At 44.9% G+C, this 20,672-nt stretch carries 16 protein-coding genes and 2 pseudogenes; 4 read left to right on the top strand and 14 right to left on the bottom strand.

The annotated features are described in order from the left end of the window. Positions 1–16: 16 nt before the first annotated feature. From QFZ77_RS13010 to QFZ77_RS12980, 8 genes and pseudogenes are all read right to left on the bottom strand, one after another. Positions 17–901 (bottom strand): carbohydrate ABC transporter permease, encoded by an 885-nt coding sequence (locus tag QFZ77_RS13010; protein WP_307440069.1) that lies wholly within the window; start codon positions 899–901, stop codon positions 17–19. Positions 902–906: 5 nt separating this feature from the next. Further along, positions 907–1,812: a carbohydrate ABC transporter permease gene (locus QFZ77_RS13005; RefSeq protein WP_307440068.1), complete on the bottom strand. Its 906-nt coding sequence runs from the start codon at positions 1,810–1,812 to the stop codon at positions 907–909. A 19-nt stretch (positions 1,813–1,831) separates the two neighbouring features. Next, positions 1,832–3,106 carry a glycoside hydrolase family 125 protein gene (locus tag QFZ77_RS13000; RefSeq protein ID WP_307440067.1) on the bottom strand — a complete coding sequence of 425 codons (1,275 nt, stop codon included), beginning with the start codon at positions 3,104–3,106 and terminating at the stop codon, positions 1,832–1,834. A 110-nt stretch (positions 3,107–3,216) separates the two neighbouring features. After that, positions 3,217–4,014 carry a LacI family DNA-binding transcriptional regulator gene (locus QFZ77_RS12995; RefSeq protein WP_307440066.1) on the bottom strand — a complete coding sequence of 266 codons (798 nt, stop codon included), beginning with the start codon at positions 4,012–4,014 and terminating at the stop codon, positions 3,217–3,219. A 19-nt stretch (positions 4,015–4,033) separates the two neighbouring features. Next, positions 4,034–4,345, bottom strand: coding sequence for a GntR family transcriptional regulator (locus QFZ77_RS12990; protein ID WP_307440065.1), 312 nt, complete (start codon positions 4,343–4,345; stop codon positions 4,034–4,036). Positions 4,346–4,932: 587 nt separating this feature from the next. After that, positions 4,933–5,265, bottom strand: a complete 333-nt coding sequence (locus QFZ77_RS37775) for an Imm7 family immunity protein (protein WP_373462593.1) — start codon at positions 5,263–5,265, stop codon at positions 4,933–4,935. Positions 5,266–5,445: 180 nt separating this feature from the next. Further along, positions 5,446–8,418 (bottom strand): OmpL47-type beta-barrel domain-containing protein, encoded by a 2,973-nt coding sequence (locus tag QFZ77_RS12985; RefSeq protein WP_307440064.1) that lies wholly within the window; start codon positions 8,416–8,418, stop codon positions 5,446–5,448. Positions 8,419–8,433: 15 nt separating this feature from the next. Continuing rightward, positions 8,434–8,791: pseudogene (locus tag QFZ77_RS12980) on the bottom strand (SDR family oxidoreductase). A 194-nt stretch (positions 8,792–8,985) separates the two neighbouring features. Between QFZ77_RS12980 and QFZ77_RS12975 the strand changes: the two are divergent. Both QFZ77_RS12975 and QFZ77_RS12970 read left to right on the top strand, forming a co-directional pair. Then, positions 8,986–9,261, top strand: coding sequence for a hypothetical protein (locus QFZ77_RS12975; RefSeq protein ID WP_307440063.1), 276 nt, complete (start codon positions 8,986–8,988; stop codon positions 9,259–9,261). A 768-nt stretch (positions 9,262–10,029) separates the two neighbouring features. Further along, positions 10,030–11,230: pseudogene (locus tag QFZ77_RS12970) on the top strand (IS110 family RNA-guided transposase). Positions 11,231–11,651: 421 nt separating this feature from the next. Here QFZ77_RS12970 and QFZ77_RS12965 read toward each other — a convergent pair. The 5 genes from QFZ77_RS12965 to QFZ77_RS12945 all read right to left on the bottom strand — a co-directional run bounded on the left by QFZ77_RS12965 (position 11,652) and on the right by QFZ77_RS12945 (position 16,015). After that, complete coding sequence (locus QFZ77_RS12965; RefSeq protein WP_307440062.1) at positions 11,652–11,906, bottom strand: hypothetical protein; 255 nt, start codon at positions 11,904–11,906, stop codon at positions 11,652–11,654. Between the two features lie 376 nt (positions 11,907–12,282). Further along, entirely contained in the window at positions 12,283–12,741 is a 459-nt protein-coding gene (locus QFZ77_RS12960) for a DinB family protein (RefSeq protein WP_307440061.1), read from the bottom strand. Then, the gene (gene msrA, locus QFZ77_RS12955) at positions 12,738–13,868 is read right to left on the bottom strand and encodes a peptide-methionine (S)-S-oxide reductase MsrA (RefSeq protein WP_307440060.1); all 1,131 of its coding nucleotides are present in this window, start codon (positions 13,866–13,868) and stop codon (positions 12,738–12,740) included. The genes QFZ77_RS12960 and msrA overlap by 4 nt, the downstream gene beginning before the upstream one ends. Positions 13,869–14,130: 262 nt before the next feature. Further along, positions 14,131–14,760 carry a response regulator gene (locus QFZ77_RS12950; RefSeq protein ID WP_307449473.1) on the bottom strand — a complete coding sequence of 210 codons (630 nt, stop codon included), beginning with the start codon at positions 14,758–14,760 and terminating at the stop codon, positions 14,131–14,133. A gap of 13 nt (positions 14,761–14,773) precedes the next feature. Next, positions 14,774–16,015 carry an ATP-binding protein gene (locus QFZ77_RS12945; protein ID WP_307440059.1) on the bottom strand — a complete coding sequence of 414 codons (1,242 nt, stop codon included), beginning with the start codon at positions 16,013–16,015 and terminating at the stop codon, positions 14,774–14,776. A gap of 469 nt (positions 16,016–16,484) precedes the next feature. Between QFZ77_RS12945 and QFZ77_RS12940 the strand changes: the two genes are divergently transcribed. Further along, positions 16,485–17,567 carry a stalk domain-containing protein gene (locus QFZ77_RS12940; RefSeq protein WP_307440058.1) on the top strand — a complete coding sequence of 361 codons (1,083 nt, stop codon included), beginning with the start codon at positions 16,485–16,487 and terminating at the stop codon, positions 17,565–17,567. A 453-nt stretch (positions 17,568–18,020) separates the two neighbouring features. Then, positions 18,021–19,286, top strand: a complete 1,266-nt coding sequence (locus QFZ77_RS12935) for an IS110 family RNA-guided transposase (protein ID WP_307440057.1) — start codon at positions 18,021–18,023, stop codon at positions 19,284–19,286. Positions 19,287–20,215: 929 nt separating this feature from the next. Here the strand turns inward: QFZ77_RS12935 and QFZ77_RS12930 are convergent. Further along, positions 20,216–20,587: a hypothetical protein gene (locus QFZ77_RS12930; protein WP_307440056.1), complete on the bottom strand. Its 372-nt coding sequence runs from the start codon at positions 20,585–20,587 to the stop codon at positions 20,216–20,218. Positions 20,588–20,672 lie beyond the last annotated feature (85 nt).

Raw genomic sequence — 20,672 nt, 5'->3', positions numbered from 1 at the left:
GACCTCCTTGAATTATTTATTTCAAGCCGGCGGAATTGACCGACCCGAGACCCTGCATAAAATACTTTTGGCCAAGGAAAAAGATGATGATCATGGGCAGCATATAGATTAAATCTGCGGCCATGAAGTAGTTCCATTGCGTCGTCCAATTCGATGCATAGGAGGCAAGAGCTACCGATAGCGTCCATTTGCTTTGATCCGCAATATAGATGAGTGGCTCCAGGTATTGGTTCCATGCTCCGTTAAAGGCGAAGATAATCATGGTGACGATGACTGGCAGCGACATGGGAACAAGCACATACCAAAGGATTTGGAAGTCTCCGGCCCCGTCGATCTTGGATGCCTCGTCGAACGATTTCGGAATCGTGCTCGTGAATTGGATGAACAAGAACGTAAAGGTGGCATTGCCGAGAAATGCCGGTACAATCAGCGGAAGATAAGTATTGTACCAGCCGAGCGAGGTGAACAGATGAAAGATCGGAACGAGCCCTACGAAGCCCGGCAGCATCAGGCTGCCAACGAAGAACGAAAACCACATTTTACGTCCCGGAAAACGAAGCCTGCCGATTCCGTATCCGACGAGGACCGAGCTGACGACTTGCCCAATCGTGCTGGCGACGGCGATGAACATCGAGTTGCCGAACGTCCTCCAGAAGTTGATAGTCTGCGTTCCCTTGACGAAGTTTTCCAGATGAAACTCCTTCGGGTACCAATCGGGCGGTATCTTGAATATTTCTTCATTCCCTTTCAGCGCTATCGTAATCATCCAGAGGAGCGGATACAGCATGGCGATGGAGCCGACGAGAAGAATCAAGAAACGAACCGTATCTTTCAACGGATATTTGGATACACGGTCGGCTGTCCGGGAATTTTCTATTACCGCAGACTGGGACATAGCCATTCGTTTCACCCCCTATTGTCATTTTCGTAATACACGAATCGATTGGAATACCTGTAAGTAAGCAGAGTGAAGAACATGATGATGAGGAACAGAACCCAAACCTCAGCGATACCGTATCCGAACATTTTACCGTTAAACACATCTCCGTAAATCTTATAATTGAGCAGCATCGTCGAGAAGTTGGGACCGCCGTGAGTTAAGACAACAATTTGGGTGAAGGCCTGAAAGGAGCCGATAATACCCAAAATGAGCTGCAGAAAAAGAATCGGTGTGATCATCGGCAGCGTCACACGGGAGAACGTCGTCCATCCGCTGGCCCCGTCCACCTCCGCAGCTTCATACAAATCCTGCGGTACGGATTGCAGTCCGCTTAAGAAGATGATCATCCCCGAACCGACCTGCCACAAGCCGGACAGGATGATGGATAGAAGAGCCGTATTCTCGCTCGTGAGCCAAGGAGCGGCCGGCAGGCCGAACAATCTGAGCACCTGATTGGCCAATCCATACTGCGGATGATACATGAAAAGCCATAGGGTCAAGGTTGCCACCGCTGGGATAACCGTCGGCAAGTAAAAGGCAGTCCGGAAAAACTTGATGCCCGGCAGCTTGCGGTTGAGAAGCATGGCCAGTACTAGGCCGAATATGAGTGATGAAGGCACATTGAGCAGAACGAAATAGAAGGTCACTCGGAGCGACTTCCAGAAAGCCGGATCGACTGTAAACATATAAGTGAAGTTATCGAATCCGACAAACTTAGGCTTGTTGATGCCGTCCCACTCCGTAAGCGCATAATAAAGAGAAGAGATTAACGGATAGGCGACGAATACGCTGAAACCGATAATCGAGGGGAGGATGAACAAATAACCCTTGATCCATTGGCGGTAAACCCTCTTGCGGGATGCTGCAATCAAAAGTTCCGACCACCTTTCTTTATTCGGGTTTCTGTTCGAGCCATCGGCAAATAAACTCGCCGAACAAACTGTTCGCCCAAGCGAACCATTCTCTTGTGAACGTATCCGGTCTGTCGGTATGGAAGCTTTCGTGCATAAAGCCTGTGCCTGCGGTAGTGGAAACTAACATCCGTACCAGATCGTCCCGCTCAATAGGATCGATCGAGGTCAGCCCTTGGATGATGAGTCCGATCGGCCAAATGTGACCGGGCGGCGTATGCGGGCTGCCGACGCCTTGGGCGAAGAGGCCCGACGAGTAATACGGGTTATCCGGGCTTAGAACGAACTTTCTTGTATTCCTATAGACCGGGTCGTTCGCGTCTCGGTAACCAAGGTAAGGAATCGAAAGCAGGCTCGGAACGTTGGCGTCATCCATCAGATTGTAGTTGCCGAAGCCGTCGGTTTCGTAAGCGTACATCCATCCGTGCTCAGGATGCTTGACCTTGCCGTATGTCTCGATACCGAATTCGATTTCTACAGATAATTTGTAAGCGCTTTCACATAAGCCGTGGTCATGATACATCTCCTTGGCCAACTGTCCAATATAACGAAGGATGATGACGGCGAACATATTCGAAGGGATCAGGAATCCGAACTTGCAGGCATCGTCGCTCGGTCGGAAGCCCGACCAGATCATGCCGGTATAATTGGTTCGGGTGCCTCTTCCGCTGAAAGGCAGCGTGTCTGAAGGAGGGCAGCCCGTTCTTTCGAAAGCGTACTCGGAATCTCGGTCGTGCCGCTGTTCTACGCGCATGATTTCAACAATCCGATGAAACATCGTATGTACCGTTTCACTGAATACCATTCTGTCTTGAGTAGCTTCCCAATAGTCCCAGCACAGTTGAACAGGATAACACAGTGAATCCAATTCGTACTTCCGTTCCCAAACCCAAGGTCCTTTGACCGTTAGGTCTCCCGAATGCCCTTGCCCATTCGGCTCCTTATTGAATGCGTTTGCGTATGGATCGAGCATCAGGTATCGGGCCTGCCGTTCGATTACCCCGCGTATCATCCGCTGTACATCCGGATCGTCGGCTGCCAGCTGAATATAGGGCCGAACCTGGGCGGACGAATCTCTGAGCCACATCGCCGGGATATCTCCGGTAATGACGAAGGACGTCCCGTCGTCCAACAGTTCTACGGTCGTTTCCAACGTATTCGGATAGCATTTCTGAAAGATTTCAGAAAGTCCCGGGTCGATCCGCTGAAGTCGAAACGCTGTTTCTTCAATTTTCCGATAAACCGAACTATACATAACCACTCTCCTATTCAGATTGTAATCGCTTCCTTTCATGGTATCAATATAACATCTCGAATAATATAATGTCAATATACTATTTATATACCAATTTTAATCTTATTATATCAACTCTTTATTTGCCGCCGAATCAACTTGTGCTCAACCAGGTGGTTTTCCGGGGTCACTTCACCTGCCCATTTGGCTGCTAGCAAGTCCAACGCACGTTGTCCGATACTCCATTCGTCCTGCCGAATATGCGTGAACTCCGGCGGGCCAAACGAATCTTCAGGGTAATCGAAACAGACTATTTCATAATTATCCGGAACCCGCTTGCCCATCCTGTTCAGCCACTCGGATATGCGCATAGCCATCAGATATTCGCAAGCCAGGAAGGCCGTCGTGCCCGGATACCTTTCGATAAAAGATTGCAGCGTTCCATAATCGTTCGAGATGTATTCTTTCGTCCCGCCGACCGGCAGCGTGCTGTAAAGGTTCGTCACGATCATGTCCGGATTTGCCGGAATCCCGCGCTGTGTAAATGCCGACAAGTACCCTTGAATGCGGTCCTCAATCGTCGAGGTGTTTTCGGACGGCGGCGAAACGAAGGCGATTTCCCGATGACCTTGATCGAGAAGATACTCGGTCAGTTCCTGCGCGGCTTTGCGATTATCCGTATACACGGCCGTTGCGGCAATCCCGCGCAAATAGCGGTCCACCAGCACGACCGGAAACCCGTTAAGAACAAGACGCAATAGTTCGGCGTTATAGTGCTCTCCGTGTACCGGAAAAACAATCAAACCCGAAGCACCCTGCCGAATCGATGCACGGATCGCCTCCTCCTCCACGTTTTGTTTATCATAAGTCAGCTTCAGCATAAGCGGGATACCATAGCTCGAGCACCGCTCTTCAATTCCGCGTACCATCTTAAGTCCAAAGGAATGATCAAAGTCGGGTAAGATGAGGCTGGACGATCCTCGGGCTCGCAGCGTGATCGCGTTCCCCCCAGCCGGAAGGAACCGCTTCCTGCTGTTCGTGGTAATTGAGAATTTTCTGGGCGACGTACGATCCCTTTCCCTGCAACCTCTCGATCCAGTCGTGCTGTGCAAGCATCTCCAACGCCTTTTTCGACGTAATGCGGCTAACGCTGAACTGAGTAGACAATTCGTTTTCCGAAGGAATACGATCGCCAGGTTTGAGCCTACCTGCCTTGATTTCATCCAGCAAATGACTATATATCTTCTCGTATAACGACATGACCTATCAATCCTTCACCTGTAATATTGTTGATATATCAAGTATAACATTTATCAAATTCTTGATACAACAAACATATTTATTGTTGACGGATTTGTAAGTACGGCTGTATATTGGGTGGTAAATATTAACAATATCGATCTCGCTATCTACGGTTCCAAACAACAGGTTATAGGTTTTTGTTTCAGTTATTTCCTAAGTGGCAAAAAATTCTTGGTTTGTTGAGATACTTTTCCCTAAATTTTTGCCAGCATATGATGCCTCTCATGGTCAAATTTATGTAGTAAAGGATAAAGAAAAAGGATGGTTCGCTTGGTTTAGATTTCACTAATAAACTTTCAAATGTTGCGTTAAAATGCCCTTTAGTTTAATAGCAAAAAGAGACCCACAGCAACGGGCTGAGGGTCTAAGTTTATATTTTAAAGGGGGGTCGACTTTTATTATAGGCTTGATTCATTAATGCCACATGAAAATAAGATTTCAATCATGTTACATTTACTTAACACTTGTTCTCCGTTAGCGGAATGAGCTTATGTAATTGTTTACTCAGCACTTGCTTCTCGTTAAGCATAGTGACAGTATTTTATTTAGTCATTCCTACTTGGATCGTATTCATCTTCAACTACTGGTATATATGGTGATAGGTAGTTGTCTTTCTCTTGAGTTAAATTACCCCTTGCTAATTTCCAGACTATAAAATTGTTACTGTTATCGTCTTTACCCTTGAAATCCTCATCGTTATGAACATATAACAATCCATACGAACCAGGTAAATTTTCCGACACCCATTTATATATATCTAGAACATATTTTGAAAAGTGGTTATGTAAGCCAGAAATGGTCCATGAGTGCAGCCCGTTCCTTCTCCGTATACTTGAGATTTTTTCCCTATTGAAATCTGCATGAGAGAAACTTTTCATGCCGATTCAGGGTATGCTTTAGTTAACTTAAACATCCCTGGTACACGGTAAAAAAAACCTCTTGTACATTTATGGAAGTTTATCTACATTCCGTTTGCACAAGAGGGGCTGATCTACAATAGGCTATTAAATTATGCAGCTTTGATACGTCAGTTAACGGAAGCAGGCAATACCCTCTTACTATTTGGACAACAAATACTGGGCATCCCGAAGCAAGTAGCCTGCGGCTTGCGCAGAAATATGCTTGCCGCTTTGGGCCTGCACTTCGCTCACGAAAGTATCTAGGTTGTTCTTGGCCAATTTGCTCTGCAAGCTGTTGGCAATGCCCGCGTTATCGATCCATCCGGTATTCATAAAGCGTGTGACCAATGCCTGCAAGGATTGGACGCTTGTCGTAGTTTGGAACAATACGGTTTGACTACTCGTATTCCCTGCCAGGTCACTTGCCGTTACGATAAATGTGTGCGAACCAAGCGGCAGCGTATATAGCGGAATAGTGGCTCCTTGCTGCACGGTTTGGGGTTCACCATTTGTACTTATCGTGACCGTTGTCTTGCTGCTGTCGACTCCGGACAAGTTATCGCTGAACGTAAGGATCGACGTAATATCCATAGAATCGCTGTACGTGCCGTACACAAGTCCGGTAACCGTAATTGTAGGTAGCGTCGAATCCAGATTGAAGCCGATCGTTTTCACCGCTTCTGCATTGCCGGCGTTGTCCGTCGAACGGTAGCTCACGGTATATTTGTCATCTTTGTCGAACATTAACGCCGATGTATAAGCCTGCCATGTGTGTCCGTCATCCAAACTGTACTCTGTTTTGGCTACGCCCGACAGATTGTCATAAGCGTTAAAGTTAACTGTTACAGCGTGTCCATACCACCCATTAAGCCCGTCCGGCTGAGCTGGTGAGACAGCAGCCGTCGTCACCGGCGGCTTCTTGTCGATTGAGATGGAGAAGGTAGCGCTGACGGTGGCCTTTTTGACGGATGTTGCCTTGATGACGCCGGCGATCTCATAAAGGTCAGGCATCTCCCTCAATTTCAGCTTCAGCATCGTGTCGCTGATGATCTCGTAATCGATGTATGGCTTCAGCGACTCCGGAATATCCCAGTTTACGCGCTTGATGCCGGAATCCGTCTGCACATTGGCCGTTAGGACGATTTCATCGCCTACGGAGCTCAACGCGTTTTTGTTGGCGCTCAAAGTCATTGCAACATCGTAAGGCTTATCTGTGAAAATCATCGCACCGTAATAGTTAGCCTTCCGGCCGGCTTCGTTATTTATTGAGCCCGTACGCAGACGCATCTTCGCCGCTTCATAAATTAAATCCGTTTCTCCCTCAGCGGCCACGTCCGCGACCTGGTTGAGATAGTGGTTGCCGACGATCTCGTATCCGATGGCCTCAATACCGCTTTGCGTTCTGTTCTTGTCGGAAATGAACGTAGCCGATTCCACTTCCTCGCCGACTGCATATCTCGCGCTGTACACCGTGCCTTTAAGCTGGCGGTTGTCATAGGCCCCGTAAAGATCGATACCCTGGTTCCAGGCGATATCCGCCTGAGAAGCAAGACCCGTAATGCCCATCCTGGCGTGTGTCTGATCGCGGCTGCTTTCCTGCTGCTCGCCGGACGGGTAAATATAGCTGGGTAGGCTTCCCATGGACACAGTGTTACCTTCCCTGTAAGTGCCGAGATACCGCTGCTTCAGCGCATCGTTAAATAAGCCAACATCCTCCAAATAGACCACTGTGGCCATGTTGAAGTCGCCGAGAATAGCATCCCAGTTGCCATTGGCCTGGGGATAAAAATCGTAGGTCTTGGACAGCAGCAAGTGCAGGAAAGTCTCAAATTCGGCCATGCTTGCCTTCTGCCATTTGTCCGTCGGCGCAACGGAGGGATCGTTATTGTAGACTTGCCTTATGATCTCGGCGGCGTTCACGAAATCCGGCCCCACGATGGCGATGCGCAGCTTCAAGTCGTTTCCGAGCCCGAGGGTCTTCAGAGTGTTGGCCCACCCATTGAGGACGTCTCTCGCTTTTTTCCCGTAGGCTACGTCTCCGTCCAAATAGTACCGTAAAGCGTAATAGAGCGCCTTGCTGCCGCCGCGGGTAAATTCGGTACCTCCGATATTGGGGCTGTTGTAAGGACCCACATCGAGCACAGGCGCCAGATTAACCTTATTGTTATCGAACCAGGTAGTGGCGCTTACGAGTTCCTGATATCCCTTTCCATATACTGTATCCAAGTTGTTTTTATTTGCCTTGATGTTATCAAGGTCCTCCAGTGTGAAATAGACGCCCGGATGTTGGAAGACGAAATCGTCGCTCAGATAGGGGATCGTGTCCTTGCTGACATATTGGTCTCCAATATAGGTCACATCGAAATAATCCAAATTGGGTCCATCGTAAACCGCCTGTCCCGGAGGCGCCTCCATTCCCAAAATAACGGTATTTTCACCCTTCTCCAGCCAGACGTTCATATAGTTGTTATTCCAAGCCGTATTGCCTTTTACGTTTGCATAGTCATTGTCCGTCTGCGGAGTCAGGGATGTGTTGGTCTCCGGATTATAACTGTCAATGTATCCGGACATATTGAAAATCATCCAGCCCGCCCAATGCGGATCCATAGTATTCGTAAAATCCGGTTCATCATCGTTGATAATAATGCGGCTATTCCTCTCGTCGCGGACATTTCGGTAACCGCCCACCTTTGTGGCTGGGTTGTTATATTTAAAAGCTAATTCATAAACGCCCGCCGCAGGTACAATCACCCTCCAGCTGGCCTTGTCCTGCCCCGATGGAATGGTGTTATTATTAGAGCCGCTGCCCGTTTTATAGTTGGCGACAGGGTCGCTGAAATCCACAAATTTGCCGCCCGAGGCGCCTGTTAAAACGACATCATCCGCGGCGGCAGATCCCGGTACCGTATTTCCGTTGTCCCTTATATAGATATTGCCTGTATGTTTATAAAAATCTTCCGCCTCTATCCTTGTGGTAAAGCCTTTGGGACCGGTAGACACAATAGGATCACCCAGTGTGACGTTCTCAGCCGCGGCAGCAACATTCGCTGTTGATCCCAGGACAAGCGTCGGCATACATATTATTGGTACACATAACAATAACGATAAGACCTGTTTCAAATGCTTTTTCATAATCGCTCTCCTTTCTTAAATAACGCAATTCTGTGACTTATTTCCAATGTAAGTCAAAATGCCTCCGTCTACATACAGGATGTAACCGCTAACAAAATCGGATGCGGGCGAGGCCAGAAACACGGCTGGACCTTGCAAATCGTCCGGCGTGCCCCAACGGGCCGCGGGCATCTTGCTGATGATAAACTGGTTGAAGGGGGGCGGCTGCCGCATAGGCACTGACTGTCTCGCGGCCCAGCTCACTCAACCTCGAACAGATGCTGATGATCTTGCCGCCGCCTTTCTTTATCATCGACTGTTTGAAAGCGTTTGCCACGATGAACGGCGCGTTTAAGTCAACGTCGATGACCTGACGGAAGTCCTTTGCGCTCATCTCGGTCATTGGGATTCGCTTGATGATGCCCGCGAGTTGACAGAATGTCAATAACGCTCACTGCGCCTCGAGCGCGCTGACGGTACCCTCGTCTATAACGTTGCAGACAGATGTCGGACATCAGGTGTGTTGATTATCCATTAACAGGGAATAAAATATGAAAAGAGACTTTGCGTTTAGTAGAATCGGTAATCATGACACCACGAATCGAAAAGATGACCTCTCATGAAAAGATTGCCCCATTTACGAACTTCGTGCAAACGTTGCTTAGCGAAGAAGAAGTGAAAGAAGTGGTGCAAGCCATCGGTTATCACGATAAAGGAAAGAAATCGCCCATGGCCCATATAAACGAATTATCGCCGTCGCGCAGCCCGAATGGATGCTCCAACTCGGGGAAATTTCCCAATCCCCTTGTTCCGCCTGCCTGCAAAGTGATGTCCGACGACATCTCCTTTCCACCGTTTATTTAGGCAGACGCAAAACGCATCGTTTTCGGGCAAGCACAGTCCGCCTGTGGCTTATGTGTTCAGCGACACCTCGACAAACTTCATAGTAACAAAGTGAGGAAGCAAGTCATATGCTGTTTTTTAAGAATAAAGTGAGTATTCTTAAGAATTGAACCTCCAAGGCGTTTGCGAATATAGGCCACCGGTCCCATGACGCGATACCCTCGAATAAACCGACATCAAACACAATGCTCTCGCGTGTCAGACCGGACGGCCCGACCATTTCGATGGTCTTTTCCATTCCTCTTATTTTTAGAATAGAATAACTGCAGGACTCGCTGAACATAACATAGGCGCATAGAAAGCCCATGAGGGGCTGAAGGTGATCGACTCTACCATTTAATAACCTTTCGGAATTAGAAGGCAGCTGAAGGAATGAAAAAGGGAACAGAGAACTGTATGATCTGGAAATGGTAGTAAATGAAAACTAGTTTCAAAAAAGGGCAGTTAGAATGGAGAGAAGGCGCGTCGTCCAACCTGCCCGTTCGTATTATGAGGTCACCAGATATTTCTGGTCGACCTCATTTTTTTGAGGCCGTAAGATAACGGTAGCCGGGGATCGAACGATTCTGCCCGTGGGACTTGGATCCCGAGAGCTATTCAGTTCATCCCCCCTACTTGTTCAACCATGGTTAGGCTGGTTGGGACATGAATCCCGTATCACATGCGATAGTGTGGAAGACAAGAAGGTTAGGGGTTGCCGGTGAAAATACTACAGGAGTGAAGTTATGAATTCCAGTCATTGGTTTGGATGTATCAAAGGGAGAGAGCCATGCACAAGCTTCTTTAGACCGTGGAGTACCTCATGGGAAGATCTTTGGTTTAATCATGATCTTGAAGGGTTAGCGTCTTTTCTAAATTATATGAGAGGAGTGGAATCAGCTGCAGGGATGCGTCCCTCCATTGTTATGGAAGCAACAGGCCATTATCATAGCCCCGTTGTTCAGTTTCTGGATGAGCACCAGTATTTGAACATCGTCATTAATCCTTTAATCTCACATAACGCCAAGAAAACCAATTTGCGACGGTTGAAGACGGATGCCGCTGATGCCCATCTATTAGGGACGCTGTTCTATAAAGAAGAGTTTGAACCTTACAAAAAGCGGGGTCAGCATCTCATGAATTTACGCTATCTAACACGCCAACATGAATCTTTAACGGGTATGTATGTCCAAGCAAAACTACAGTTTCAGGCTATTCTGGATCAAGTTTTTCCAGAATATCATGGCGTGTTTGGTGACCTTTATTCAAAGGTTTCCCTTCGATTTCTGGCTTTACACCCAACGTCTAAAGAAGTCCTAGAAATGTCCGAGTTGGAGATTACAACTGCAATCGGGCGTCTTACTGGACGCGGCAGATCCGTCTCATGGTGCTTGGAACGCGCTCAAATCCTAGGGGCTGCAGCAAAGCGAAACCCCTTTAAGGAAACGGCTTTTTCAAGCCATTTGATCTCCATGCAGTTGCTCATCAAATTGCTTCTTCAATACCAGGACCATCTAGCAGACCTTAATAAATCGATAGAGGCCCTAGCTGAAGCGTTACTTGAATATGATTTAATCCAATCGATACCCCCGGGATTGGCACTAAAATTGCTGCAACAATTTTAGCTGAGATCGGGGAAATCGATCGGTTCAATCACGCAAAGAAACTTGTTGCCTTTGCTGGTATAGATCCGAGTTTTTTTTCTTCAGGCAAGTTTACAGCAACCATAAATAAAATAACTAAGCACGGTTCCAGGAGGCTTCGTACTGCCCTATATCAAGCTGTACGATGTGGTATTCGTAGTAATAGAAATAAAAAACTAAGAGCTTATTATGATAAGAAGCGTGCTGAAGGAAAGCTGTTCAAAGTAGCGATAATTGCTTGTGTGAATAAACTCATCCACTGGATTTTTGCCATCTTGACTACTAAGGAAGCGTTCCGTTTAGAGTAAGTAGCAAGAAATAGAAATATATGGAATGTCTTTCCGTGCTTTATGGGACGGTTCTTTCCCATGCACTTTTTTAAGTATACCACCTCATGAATCCGCCATTAATAATTAAATATTGACAAGCTATTAGCTGGAATAGCTGAATGGCAAAGGATTTCACTAAGCGTACAGTGTACCTCCGTCGGGAATAAGTTACTGTTCTTGTCACCCTATAATAGTAGTGTTCATTGCACTATAAATTAGAAAAAAGACTGCCTTTCGGCAGTCCTTCATACCAATCCTTCACACTTATATAAAGCCTGAATAGTTAAGATACTGATGTGACAAAACCCTACTCAATTAAACGGAAGCTCAAATAAATCCAATTCATTTTCAACAATATTAATTGCACCAGCAACAACAATATGTCGGATATTATTTGATTTTATGATATATATATATCTTCCTTAGCAACATTTTTAGTAAGTTTATCACATACATAGCTGATATCATCTTCATTAACTTCTTCTATTTTTATATTAGGTAAAAACCTAGGTACTTCTATATACTTAACATCAAAAAACATGATATCGATATTCTTATAATTTTTATCATTCTTTGGGCTTCTGATAAGTAATTCACCATGACTAACTTTATAATGCCAAAGTTGAAACTTTCTCCCCTCAAAATCTCTACTCATTCCCATTCACCTTCTTCTTTACGTATTCGACAATACGCGAGGCAACGCCATTAGTAAGACTATACATATCATCATTAGAAGGAATCCATCCCCCATACTTTTAATTCTATCACGATGCATCATTCGTGTAATCTACCCGTTACTTCAGCGTAACTCTAATTCCCATCGATTTATCCTGAGAAGATGGAGAGGAATCCCTTACATTGAATTAGCGTCTAGAAGTCTAAAAGTCGCGCTACCCTCATCGCCAGTGTTAACAAACTGCATCACTGGATTTATGCCCTGCTAATGAAGCAAGAAAGGTTTGTTTACCTAGCTTGAAAAACCCTCTAAACACGGCAAAACAGCAGCCATCAAGGACTGCTGTTCTCCCTTTCTATTCATCTTTTAGAATTTTGATCATAGCAGAGACGACACCTATATGAGTGGCTAAATGCTCAGATGTTGAGAGAATTAGCTCTCCAATATTGTCCGCCTTCAGAAAGTTCTCTTTTACAGGTACTTCCAGTTTATCTTTCAACTCATGTATCAGGTAACGTTGTTCTTTCAGTTGAGCAATTATTAGCTCCCAGGTTGGCGGTTCTTCTGTCCAATCTGAAGTTTTGGTACGGTATGCAAACAAGTTTTGATAGTTTTCCGGAAGAACTCGAGGCAAGTCTGCAAGACAAAACACATGGAATTCAGTAACGACAAGCACATGCCCGACATGCCATAGAAGGTTAGTTTCAAAGCCTGTCGGCACAACATTACGTTTGTCAATGGGACATTTGTTAACTAAGTCAATAAATGCGTCTTGTTGTTTGTTAAAAGAATGGAATACAAATTCTTCTCTCATTTATAATCCTCCTCATCAAATAGCTTGACATACGAACCGTAACCTCTCTCTTCAAGTTCATGCAGGGGTATAAATTGTAAAGCTGCAGAATTAATGCAGTAACGAACTCCCGTTGGTGAGGGGCCGCTCTTGAACTTATGACCTAGAAAGGAATCGGCATTCTTACTTTTAACCACGGGAGCTACCGACACAAAACCATGGCTATTTTTCTCAATCAGATTATTTGGCTCCAAGGGTTTGGTGAAATTAGGCCAGCCTACACCTGCATCAAATTTGTCCTTTGAGCTGTACAGCGGCTCGCCGGAAACGATATCCACGTAAATGCCTGGCTCATTGTTGTCCCAGTATTCGTTGTTAAACGGCTCTTCATCCACCCCATGTTGAGTGACCTCATATTGGAGCTTGGTCAGCGTTTTCAGCTTTGCTTCCTTATCAAAACCTTTTTGAATGTTCACGTTTCTGTCACTCCCCCAGATTCTATCTAAGCTTGCATCGCGGCCGGAGCCGAGCAAATTGATTTTGAAACTGATCGGGTTATTCTTGAAAAAGTTTTGATGCTCTTCTTCCGCCTTGTAAAACGTCGAAGCAGATTCAATCTTCGTGATAATCGGTTTTTTGAACCTTCCTGAAGCTGCTAAAGCTTCTCTGGACGCCTCAGCCAACTCTTTTTGTTCATTGTTTTTATAAAATATGGCGGTTTGATATTCGCTGCCGCGATTAGCAAATTGCCCCTCTGCATCCGTTGGATCAACGTTTCGCCAGAAAACCTGCAGAAGGTTATCATACGAAATCTGATTCGGGTTATATCGAACTTCCACCGATTCGAGATGTCCGGTCGTTTGAGAACCTACTTCTTCATAAGTAGGATTTTCCTTATGGCCTCCCGTATAGCCGCTTTCAACGCCTGACACACCATCAAGCTTCTCAAATACCTCTTCCATCAACCAGAAGCAGCCGCCTGCAAAAATAGCAGTTTCGTAGGACGTGTTCGAAACTTCATTCGCTGTTGTCATCGCAGCTTGAGCATTCACGATTTCTTTTTTGTGATTAGAACTGAAAAAGGAGTAAACCATAAAGACAAGCAGCGCTATAGGCAGTAACAATAATTTGCGGTTTATTATCTTCAAGTTACCTTTCACCTCCGCGGTACATCTTGGGATGGCACGAACACTAGCTCTTAATAGTTCAGAAAACAATTTACTTCATACAAAGTTCCAACCACTAAATTTCACGTCTATCCTCCTCCTTTTTTCGTTACTTGGATTTTAACAAGAATCACGCGCAAGCAAACCTGTGGAAAGTCATGTGTTTACACCAAAAAAGGCACAACATTTGATCAATAAAGCATGGTAAAATTCATGCTCTATGCCAAAAGTCATGCCCTTTTAATTATAAAAGATGACGAACTGAAAATAGCGCAGCTTGCGTTCTGTCGCGCAGCCCAAGCTTGGCGATAAGATTCGAAACATGATTTTTCACAGTGCCTTCCGTAACAAAAAGCAAGCCCGCAATTTCTTTATTATTTAGGCCTTGACCCAATTGAGCTAATACCTCTTTCTCCCTATCCGTTAAAAGCGCCAGCTCGTCAGGCTCAGTACGTTGAACGGAATCTACCTTGTTCAGATGCTCTACCGTCATTTTTTTAATTTCTTTCAGCAGCACTGCCGTGATCTCGTGTTGAAAAACAGTCCCGCCATTGTAAACCGTTTGAATGGCGCTTACGATCGCCTCCGAAGGCATATCTTTTAATAAGTAGCCATGGACGCCTTTCTCCAGAACCTTCATGATTAGCTCCGCATCATCAAATGTGGTCAGAATCAATACTTTCGTTACCGGAAAGTGCTTGAGGATTAATTCCGATCCTTCAATACCATCCATTCCAGGCATTCGAATGTCCATCAGCACCACATCCGGCCGCCATTCGGCTGCTTTGGTGTAGGCGTCTCTCCCATCCACGGCCATTCCCACCACTTCCATATCTGGTTCCAAACCGATGATGGTCGCAAGTCCTTCTCTCATTAGCCGTTGATCGTCAACTATTAAAATTTTCAATGAATCCTCGCTCCATTTCTGTTACAGAATAAGGGAATTGCACCTCAACAGCGAAGCCGGTTCTCTGATCCATCCGGAAATGCACATCGCCATGCCATTCCCGCACTCTTTCCTGCAGATTCATTAAACCAAATCCCGGTTTCAGTTCGTGAGGCAGCTCACCGTCATTCCGAATGCATAAAGTAAATCCTTCACCAGAGTAGGTCAACACGATGAATGCATGTTTCGCTTGTCCATGTTTTTGGGCATTCGTGAGGGACTCTTGTACAATTCGATAAGCAGTTAATTGAAGATCGCCTGGGAGTGTGACAGGTCTCCCTTCCACTTCCAAGACGGTCTGCACCTTTGCAAATTTGATAAACTCCTCCGCGAGCGCTTGAAGACGTTCTTCTAAAGAAGTAGATTGTATAGGTTCATCTCGTATGGCCCTTACTGAAAGACGTAACTCTTGTAAGGAGGACCTTATCAATTCCTCACACTCCAGATAGGCTTGTTCGCTTCGTTGTGGGTCCACTCGGCTTAGCTTGCGAGCCGCTTGCATTTGAACCAGCAAAGCCGTTAATTTATGACCTACCGTGTCATGAATATCGCGTGCAATTCTCACACGTTCCCTCGCGGCGGCCCACTCTTCCGTCTTGAGGGCGAATTTCTGCAGCTGCTCATGGGATTGCTTCAATTGTTCATACAACTGCACCGTATCCTTGCGTGCGCGTTGATAAAAATTAATTAAAGAACTCACGATACCTGCGAAAACAATAAATGAACAGGTAATAAAATAGCTGGTCTTATCCAATTGCTGATATAGATACCAATCAATGCTGCCCATCGTAATAAGATAGATGATGAGTAACATGATACAAGCTATGATGAGCATGCGGATCTTTTTTAAAAACATTAAAATGGCCAACGCCGTAATGCCAACAAATAGGTGATTGGGGAAATCCCCGCTAATATAGACATAACCATACGAAGCTGACACTAAGAAATCAATGATGAGTAGATGAAAAAGCCAATTTTTCCTCTTGTTCAATTTCGAGTAGAATTGGTTAACTACCAGAAAAATAACCAATGAAAAGACTAAAAAACTTAATCTCCAAAAAATCGTAATCGAATTTTCATAATAAAAAAAACCGGTCAGTGCTAAATCAAATACAAGCTTTAACCCAAAAAACAGTCTCCATGAGAGCGGCGCCTTTTGCATAATATCTGTTTCTTGGAGCATGATCGCCTCTCCTCTCCATATTCGAGTGATAACCATTATTCCAACAGTCTCATTTTACCACAAATGAGCGTTGAACTAAGCTGCCCAATAGCTTAATGACAAAAGGAGCAGCTGCCAAGGCAATCTGATCCCAGTGTTTGAACTATCGGTTGCAATAGGTAAGCATTTGATGTAATCTCCAGCTTTTCCCCTGCTCCACACGGAGCGTGCCAGTTTCCAAGCACTCCGCGTTCCCTCTAATTAAATCGGAAATCCCGTTTACAGGCTGATCAGCCTATCAAACTACTGATTGAGTGGCCAGGCGAGATCATGGGGATGGAAAATGGAGATGTGCAGCCTTACAGCTCCAGAGTGAGTAAATATTACAACATAATTTTGGACAACTGCAACCTATTTGAACCGACCTCCGTCTGATGGATTGTCAACATGATTGACGCTAAATTTCAAACATCGGAAGGAGCTTTTTAATATGAAGAAGAAACTAACTGTTATATTAACTTTGGCTGGGATACTCGGCACAACAGCCGCAGTCGGAGCTGAGGATTTGGTAGAAAAGGTTACAGGTTACTTACAAAAAGACGTAAAGATTCTTGTTAATGGACAAGATAGCAAGCTAACGCCCGTCTACATCGATGGAAAAGCGTACCTCCCAGTACGCGACGCTGCGACTCAGCTTGGATATACGGTAAATTACGATGAAGCGAACAAAGAGATCGAGCTGGACGAAGCGGCTGACCTGATGCCTGCATCCGGTGTGATCGTAAGCGTACAGGCTAAGGAAGACGGTAATACCCGCATCGAGCTGCTCGGCAGCACATGGGTCATTTTAACCGTAGACAAATCGACTGCCATCAAGAGCCTAGACGGTAAAACGCTAACTGCAGCCGATCTTAAAGCCGGTACTCAAATCGACGCCGAGTTCGGACCAGCAATGGCGATGAGCTATCCGGGCCAAGCGCAAGCTGTAAGCATTAACGTTCACGCAGACCGCTCAATCAAAGAAGATACAATCAAAGAAGTAAAACATACGGATGATGGCTGGCAAGTTCAATTAGGCGACAATTTGGTACTTAACGGCGGTAAAGAAACTCGCGTCATGACGTCTCAAGGCGAATCCGTGAAATGGGAGGACCTGAAAGCCGGCACAAAAGTAAAAGCCTACTACGGTCCATTTGAAACGAAAAGCCTACCTCCGCAAAGCCCTGTGTTCCTCCTCGTTGTTCAGGCTCAAGCGCCTGTAACAGGCACTCCGAAAATGTCGCCTGAGACAGCGCAGGAATACCGCAACTTGGCATGGGCGCAAGTGAAGGAGCAAGCGTCCCATATTACAACGAAGCAAGACGAAGCAGCCGTTCAAATCGTCTCCTCTAATGAGGTAGGCGTATTGGCTTCCACAGACGAGCAGAAGAAATTGCTCGCAGACGTTCAAGCTGCGAACGGCAATTTCGTGACGGTTACTTACAGCACAGACCAAAATGAGCTGCTTGGACCGTTGACAGTCGTATTCGATTTCAACACAAAAGCTTTTATCGGCTTCAACGCTAGAAGATAAACGATTTCTAAAAAGCCATGAAATTCAGCTTCCATTGAATTCCATGGCTTTTTTTTCTAAGGGCATAGTGCCCTAACGGACCACTACATATTTGTAGCCCATATCGTAGTAGGTCAGGGAGTAAAGAAACAATTAAGTTTTGAAGTACTTTTTACACTCATCTATAGATCCAATAAACTAACGTTCTGCGTAGTTTGATACTCGATAAAAGATCATTATTATTCTATTTAGCTTTTAAAAAAGGCATTCACCAAATTGTGTGGTAAACGCCTTTTAAATTCAACACACTTATTACAACCATGTATTTATAGCTCTCATTCAACAAACGTTTCCCGTTAGAATTCCTGTGGAACGAATAATTTGGAGTTTGAATAAAAAAGAGCGCCTCTGTAAGATGGGAGTACACAACGGGTCTACAGCCCTTAAAATCCCACATCAGGAGGTCGCTCTACTATGAAGTTTAAGTCACAAGTTAAGCAAAATCAACTCATTGAAAATATTACCGTGGATCACCTAGTTATCGGTGTAGATATCGCACAGGAGATCCATGTTGCCAGAGCTGTGAACTTCCGCGGTATTGCTTTGGGTAATCCATTGGAATTTAGTAATGATGAAGTGGGCTTCCGATCTTTTGATCGCTGGATCCTTGACTTGCTAGCTTCATATAAGCTAAACAAGATGATCGTCGGTATGGAGCCGACAGGCCACTATTGGCTCAACCTTGCTTATTGGCTTAAAGACAAAGAGATTGAAGCCGTGCTCGTTAACCCTCATCTGGTCAAGAAGAACAAAGAAAACCGCGACAATACACGATCTAAAAGTGATAAAAAGGATGCGCTTGTAATTGCTGACATGGTGAAAAACGGCTATTATTCTCCTGTCCGTTTCCATTCCGCAGAATATGAAGAGCTACGCGTCCTGATGTCAAATCGAGAAACGGTTGTTAAACGCCTTGTAAGTGCAGTGAATCAGATCCACCGCTGGGTAGACATTGTGTTCCCTGAACTTAGACAAGTTTTTAAAATCTTAACTTGTAAGGGTGCATTGGTAACCCTTCGCCTGTTTCCTCTCCCCACCGATTTATGTAAATTGGAGTCAGCTGATGTGATTGCGGGTTGGAAGAAGTCCATGAAACGGCATTCAGGTGTGCGTAGGGCTAAATTGCTCATCGAACTGGCCAAACGGACTGTTGGTTCCAAGCAGGCAACACACGCTTACAAGCTCCATCTTGACCATCTTCTTGAGGAATATGACTTAGCCAATACGCAGCTTCAGAGAATTGAAAACGAGGTCAAGGACGTGCTTAATCGTATCCCCTATGCGGGCAAGATCCTTGCGATTACAGGCGTGAGTGCTACTTCTTTAGCAGGCGTTTTAGGGGAGTCAGGTGATCTAAGTGGATTTGCCCACGGGAACACACTACTGCGTCATGCAGGTCTTAATCTGACCGAAGCAAGTTCGGGGAAATGGAAAGGTCAGATGACATTGAGTAAACGAGGGCGTCCACGCCTTCGACACTTCCTCTATTTAATCACGATGTGCATGGTCATGAGCAACCAAGAATTTAAGGCTTTGCATCACCATAACGTCCATGTTAAAAAGCTTAAAAAAATGAAGTCTATCATGAAGTTATGCGGAAAGTTAGCCCGACTTTTAGTTGGGATGGCACGCAGTCGGGAAGCCTACAACCCAGATAAAATCTTTGCAATGGCAGCTTAAAATTAAACCATATCTCACTTAAGTTGGCGTATTCGCAGGAGGACAAAGAAAGCACGGAGTATCGGGATATGTTACGCAAAAGGGCTCCGACCCGTTCCGTTAGAAAGACCGACCTCCACCCCTTAGATAGATGTGACGAAGGAATGAAAGGGCATTGACCCGTTGAGACATGGGAGCGAAAATCGCTAAGGGCTCTGTGGAGTATACGTGCAGTAAATGGAATTAATTGGGTGAGGATACCTCCACCTCTGTTTCCGCACACCTTCTAACGAATAAGCTTACCAAATGAACTCTCTTTCTTTCGTCATCCGATTCTCATGGAAGATGAAATCCTGCGAATACGCGAGCTTGAGTGAGAAAATTAAATCATACCGAGGGAGCGTAGCAGTTAGCATGTTAATCAATGTTGATTTAAAATTAAAATTGTTCAGCTACTATTCCACCAAATAAGATTCCGCTAATTGTTATAATACATATCCCTAATATAAACATCCCCCACCGAAAACCAGTACTCATCCCTCTGAAAATAAAAATATTTAAGCAAAGACAACAAATTATATATCCAGCCCATATAAGAAAACATAGAAACCACTCTAACTCCCATATTAAGGGAAGCCCTAAGATGAAAACTGTTACTGAAAACATTCCAATTAACACATTTAGAAAAAGAAATGTTGCACACTGAATGTAGAATAACTTAGTAATATTCGGATTAAAATTATTATTCAATATTTTCACTCCCCAATAAATTTCCCCTGTATTAACTCTTTCCTACAACAGAAGTATAAAGTATTTGGGGTTAATTAATTAGTACTATTTTCATCTAGTACCTGCTTATATTTATCACAAGACTGCCCGTTAGTGCAGCAAGGCTGCCATTCATTCTCGCGGCAGCCTGTGGTGTTGGTAATTGAGCTATAAGTTCTCCGTTAGTTAAGCCGATTAGTATTATTGGTTCTTTCCATAAGAAATTTGCTCAATTTGAAAATGTCATCTGTTATAAACACTTCCTTTTCCGTATCAAAAACAAAATATGTCGGTAAACTCTCTACTTTTAACGCTTGTAGTTCTCTATTGCTTGGATTTCCATTCTCATAATACCCATCAATGACATTGATATTCCGCTGAAACACTTGCTCAAATTCACGTTTAAGTTCTTCTGTTGCTCCTAGAACCGTTATATAATATTTCCCCTCATTATTAGAAAGTATTGAAGAGAATGAGAATGTTTCTTCTGTATCAGCTTTGCAACCCAAAAATAAAGTAACAAAAATAATCAGTAGTAACTGGAATCGTTTCATTCAGATACTCCCCTCGCTGTGTATCCCTATAACACTTTTCCATAAAGTAATTTGTATTATATACGTCGTTCCCAAAGTTTGGAAA

This window comes from Paenibacillus sp. V4I3 (assembly GCF_030817215.1).
Classification (GTDB): domain Bacteria; phylum Bacillota; class Bacilli; order Paenibacillales; family NBRC-103111; genus Paenibacillus_E.
Note: the sequence above shows the minus strand (reverse complement) of the source record. Positions and strands in the feature narration are given on the sequence as shown.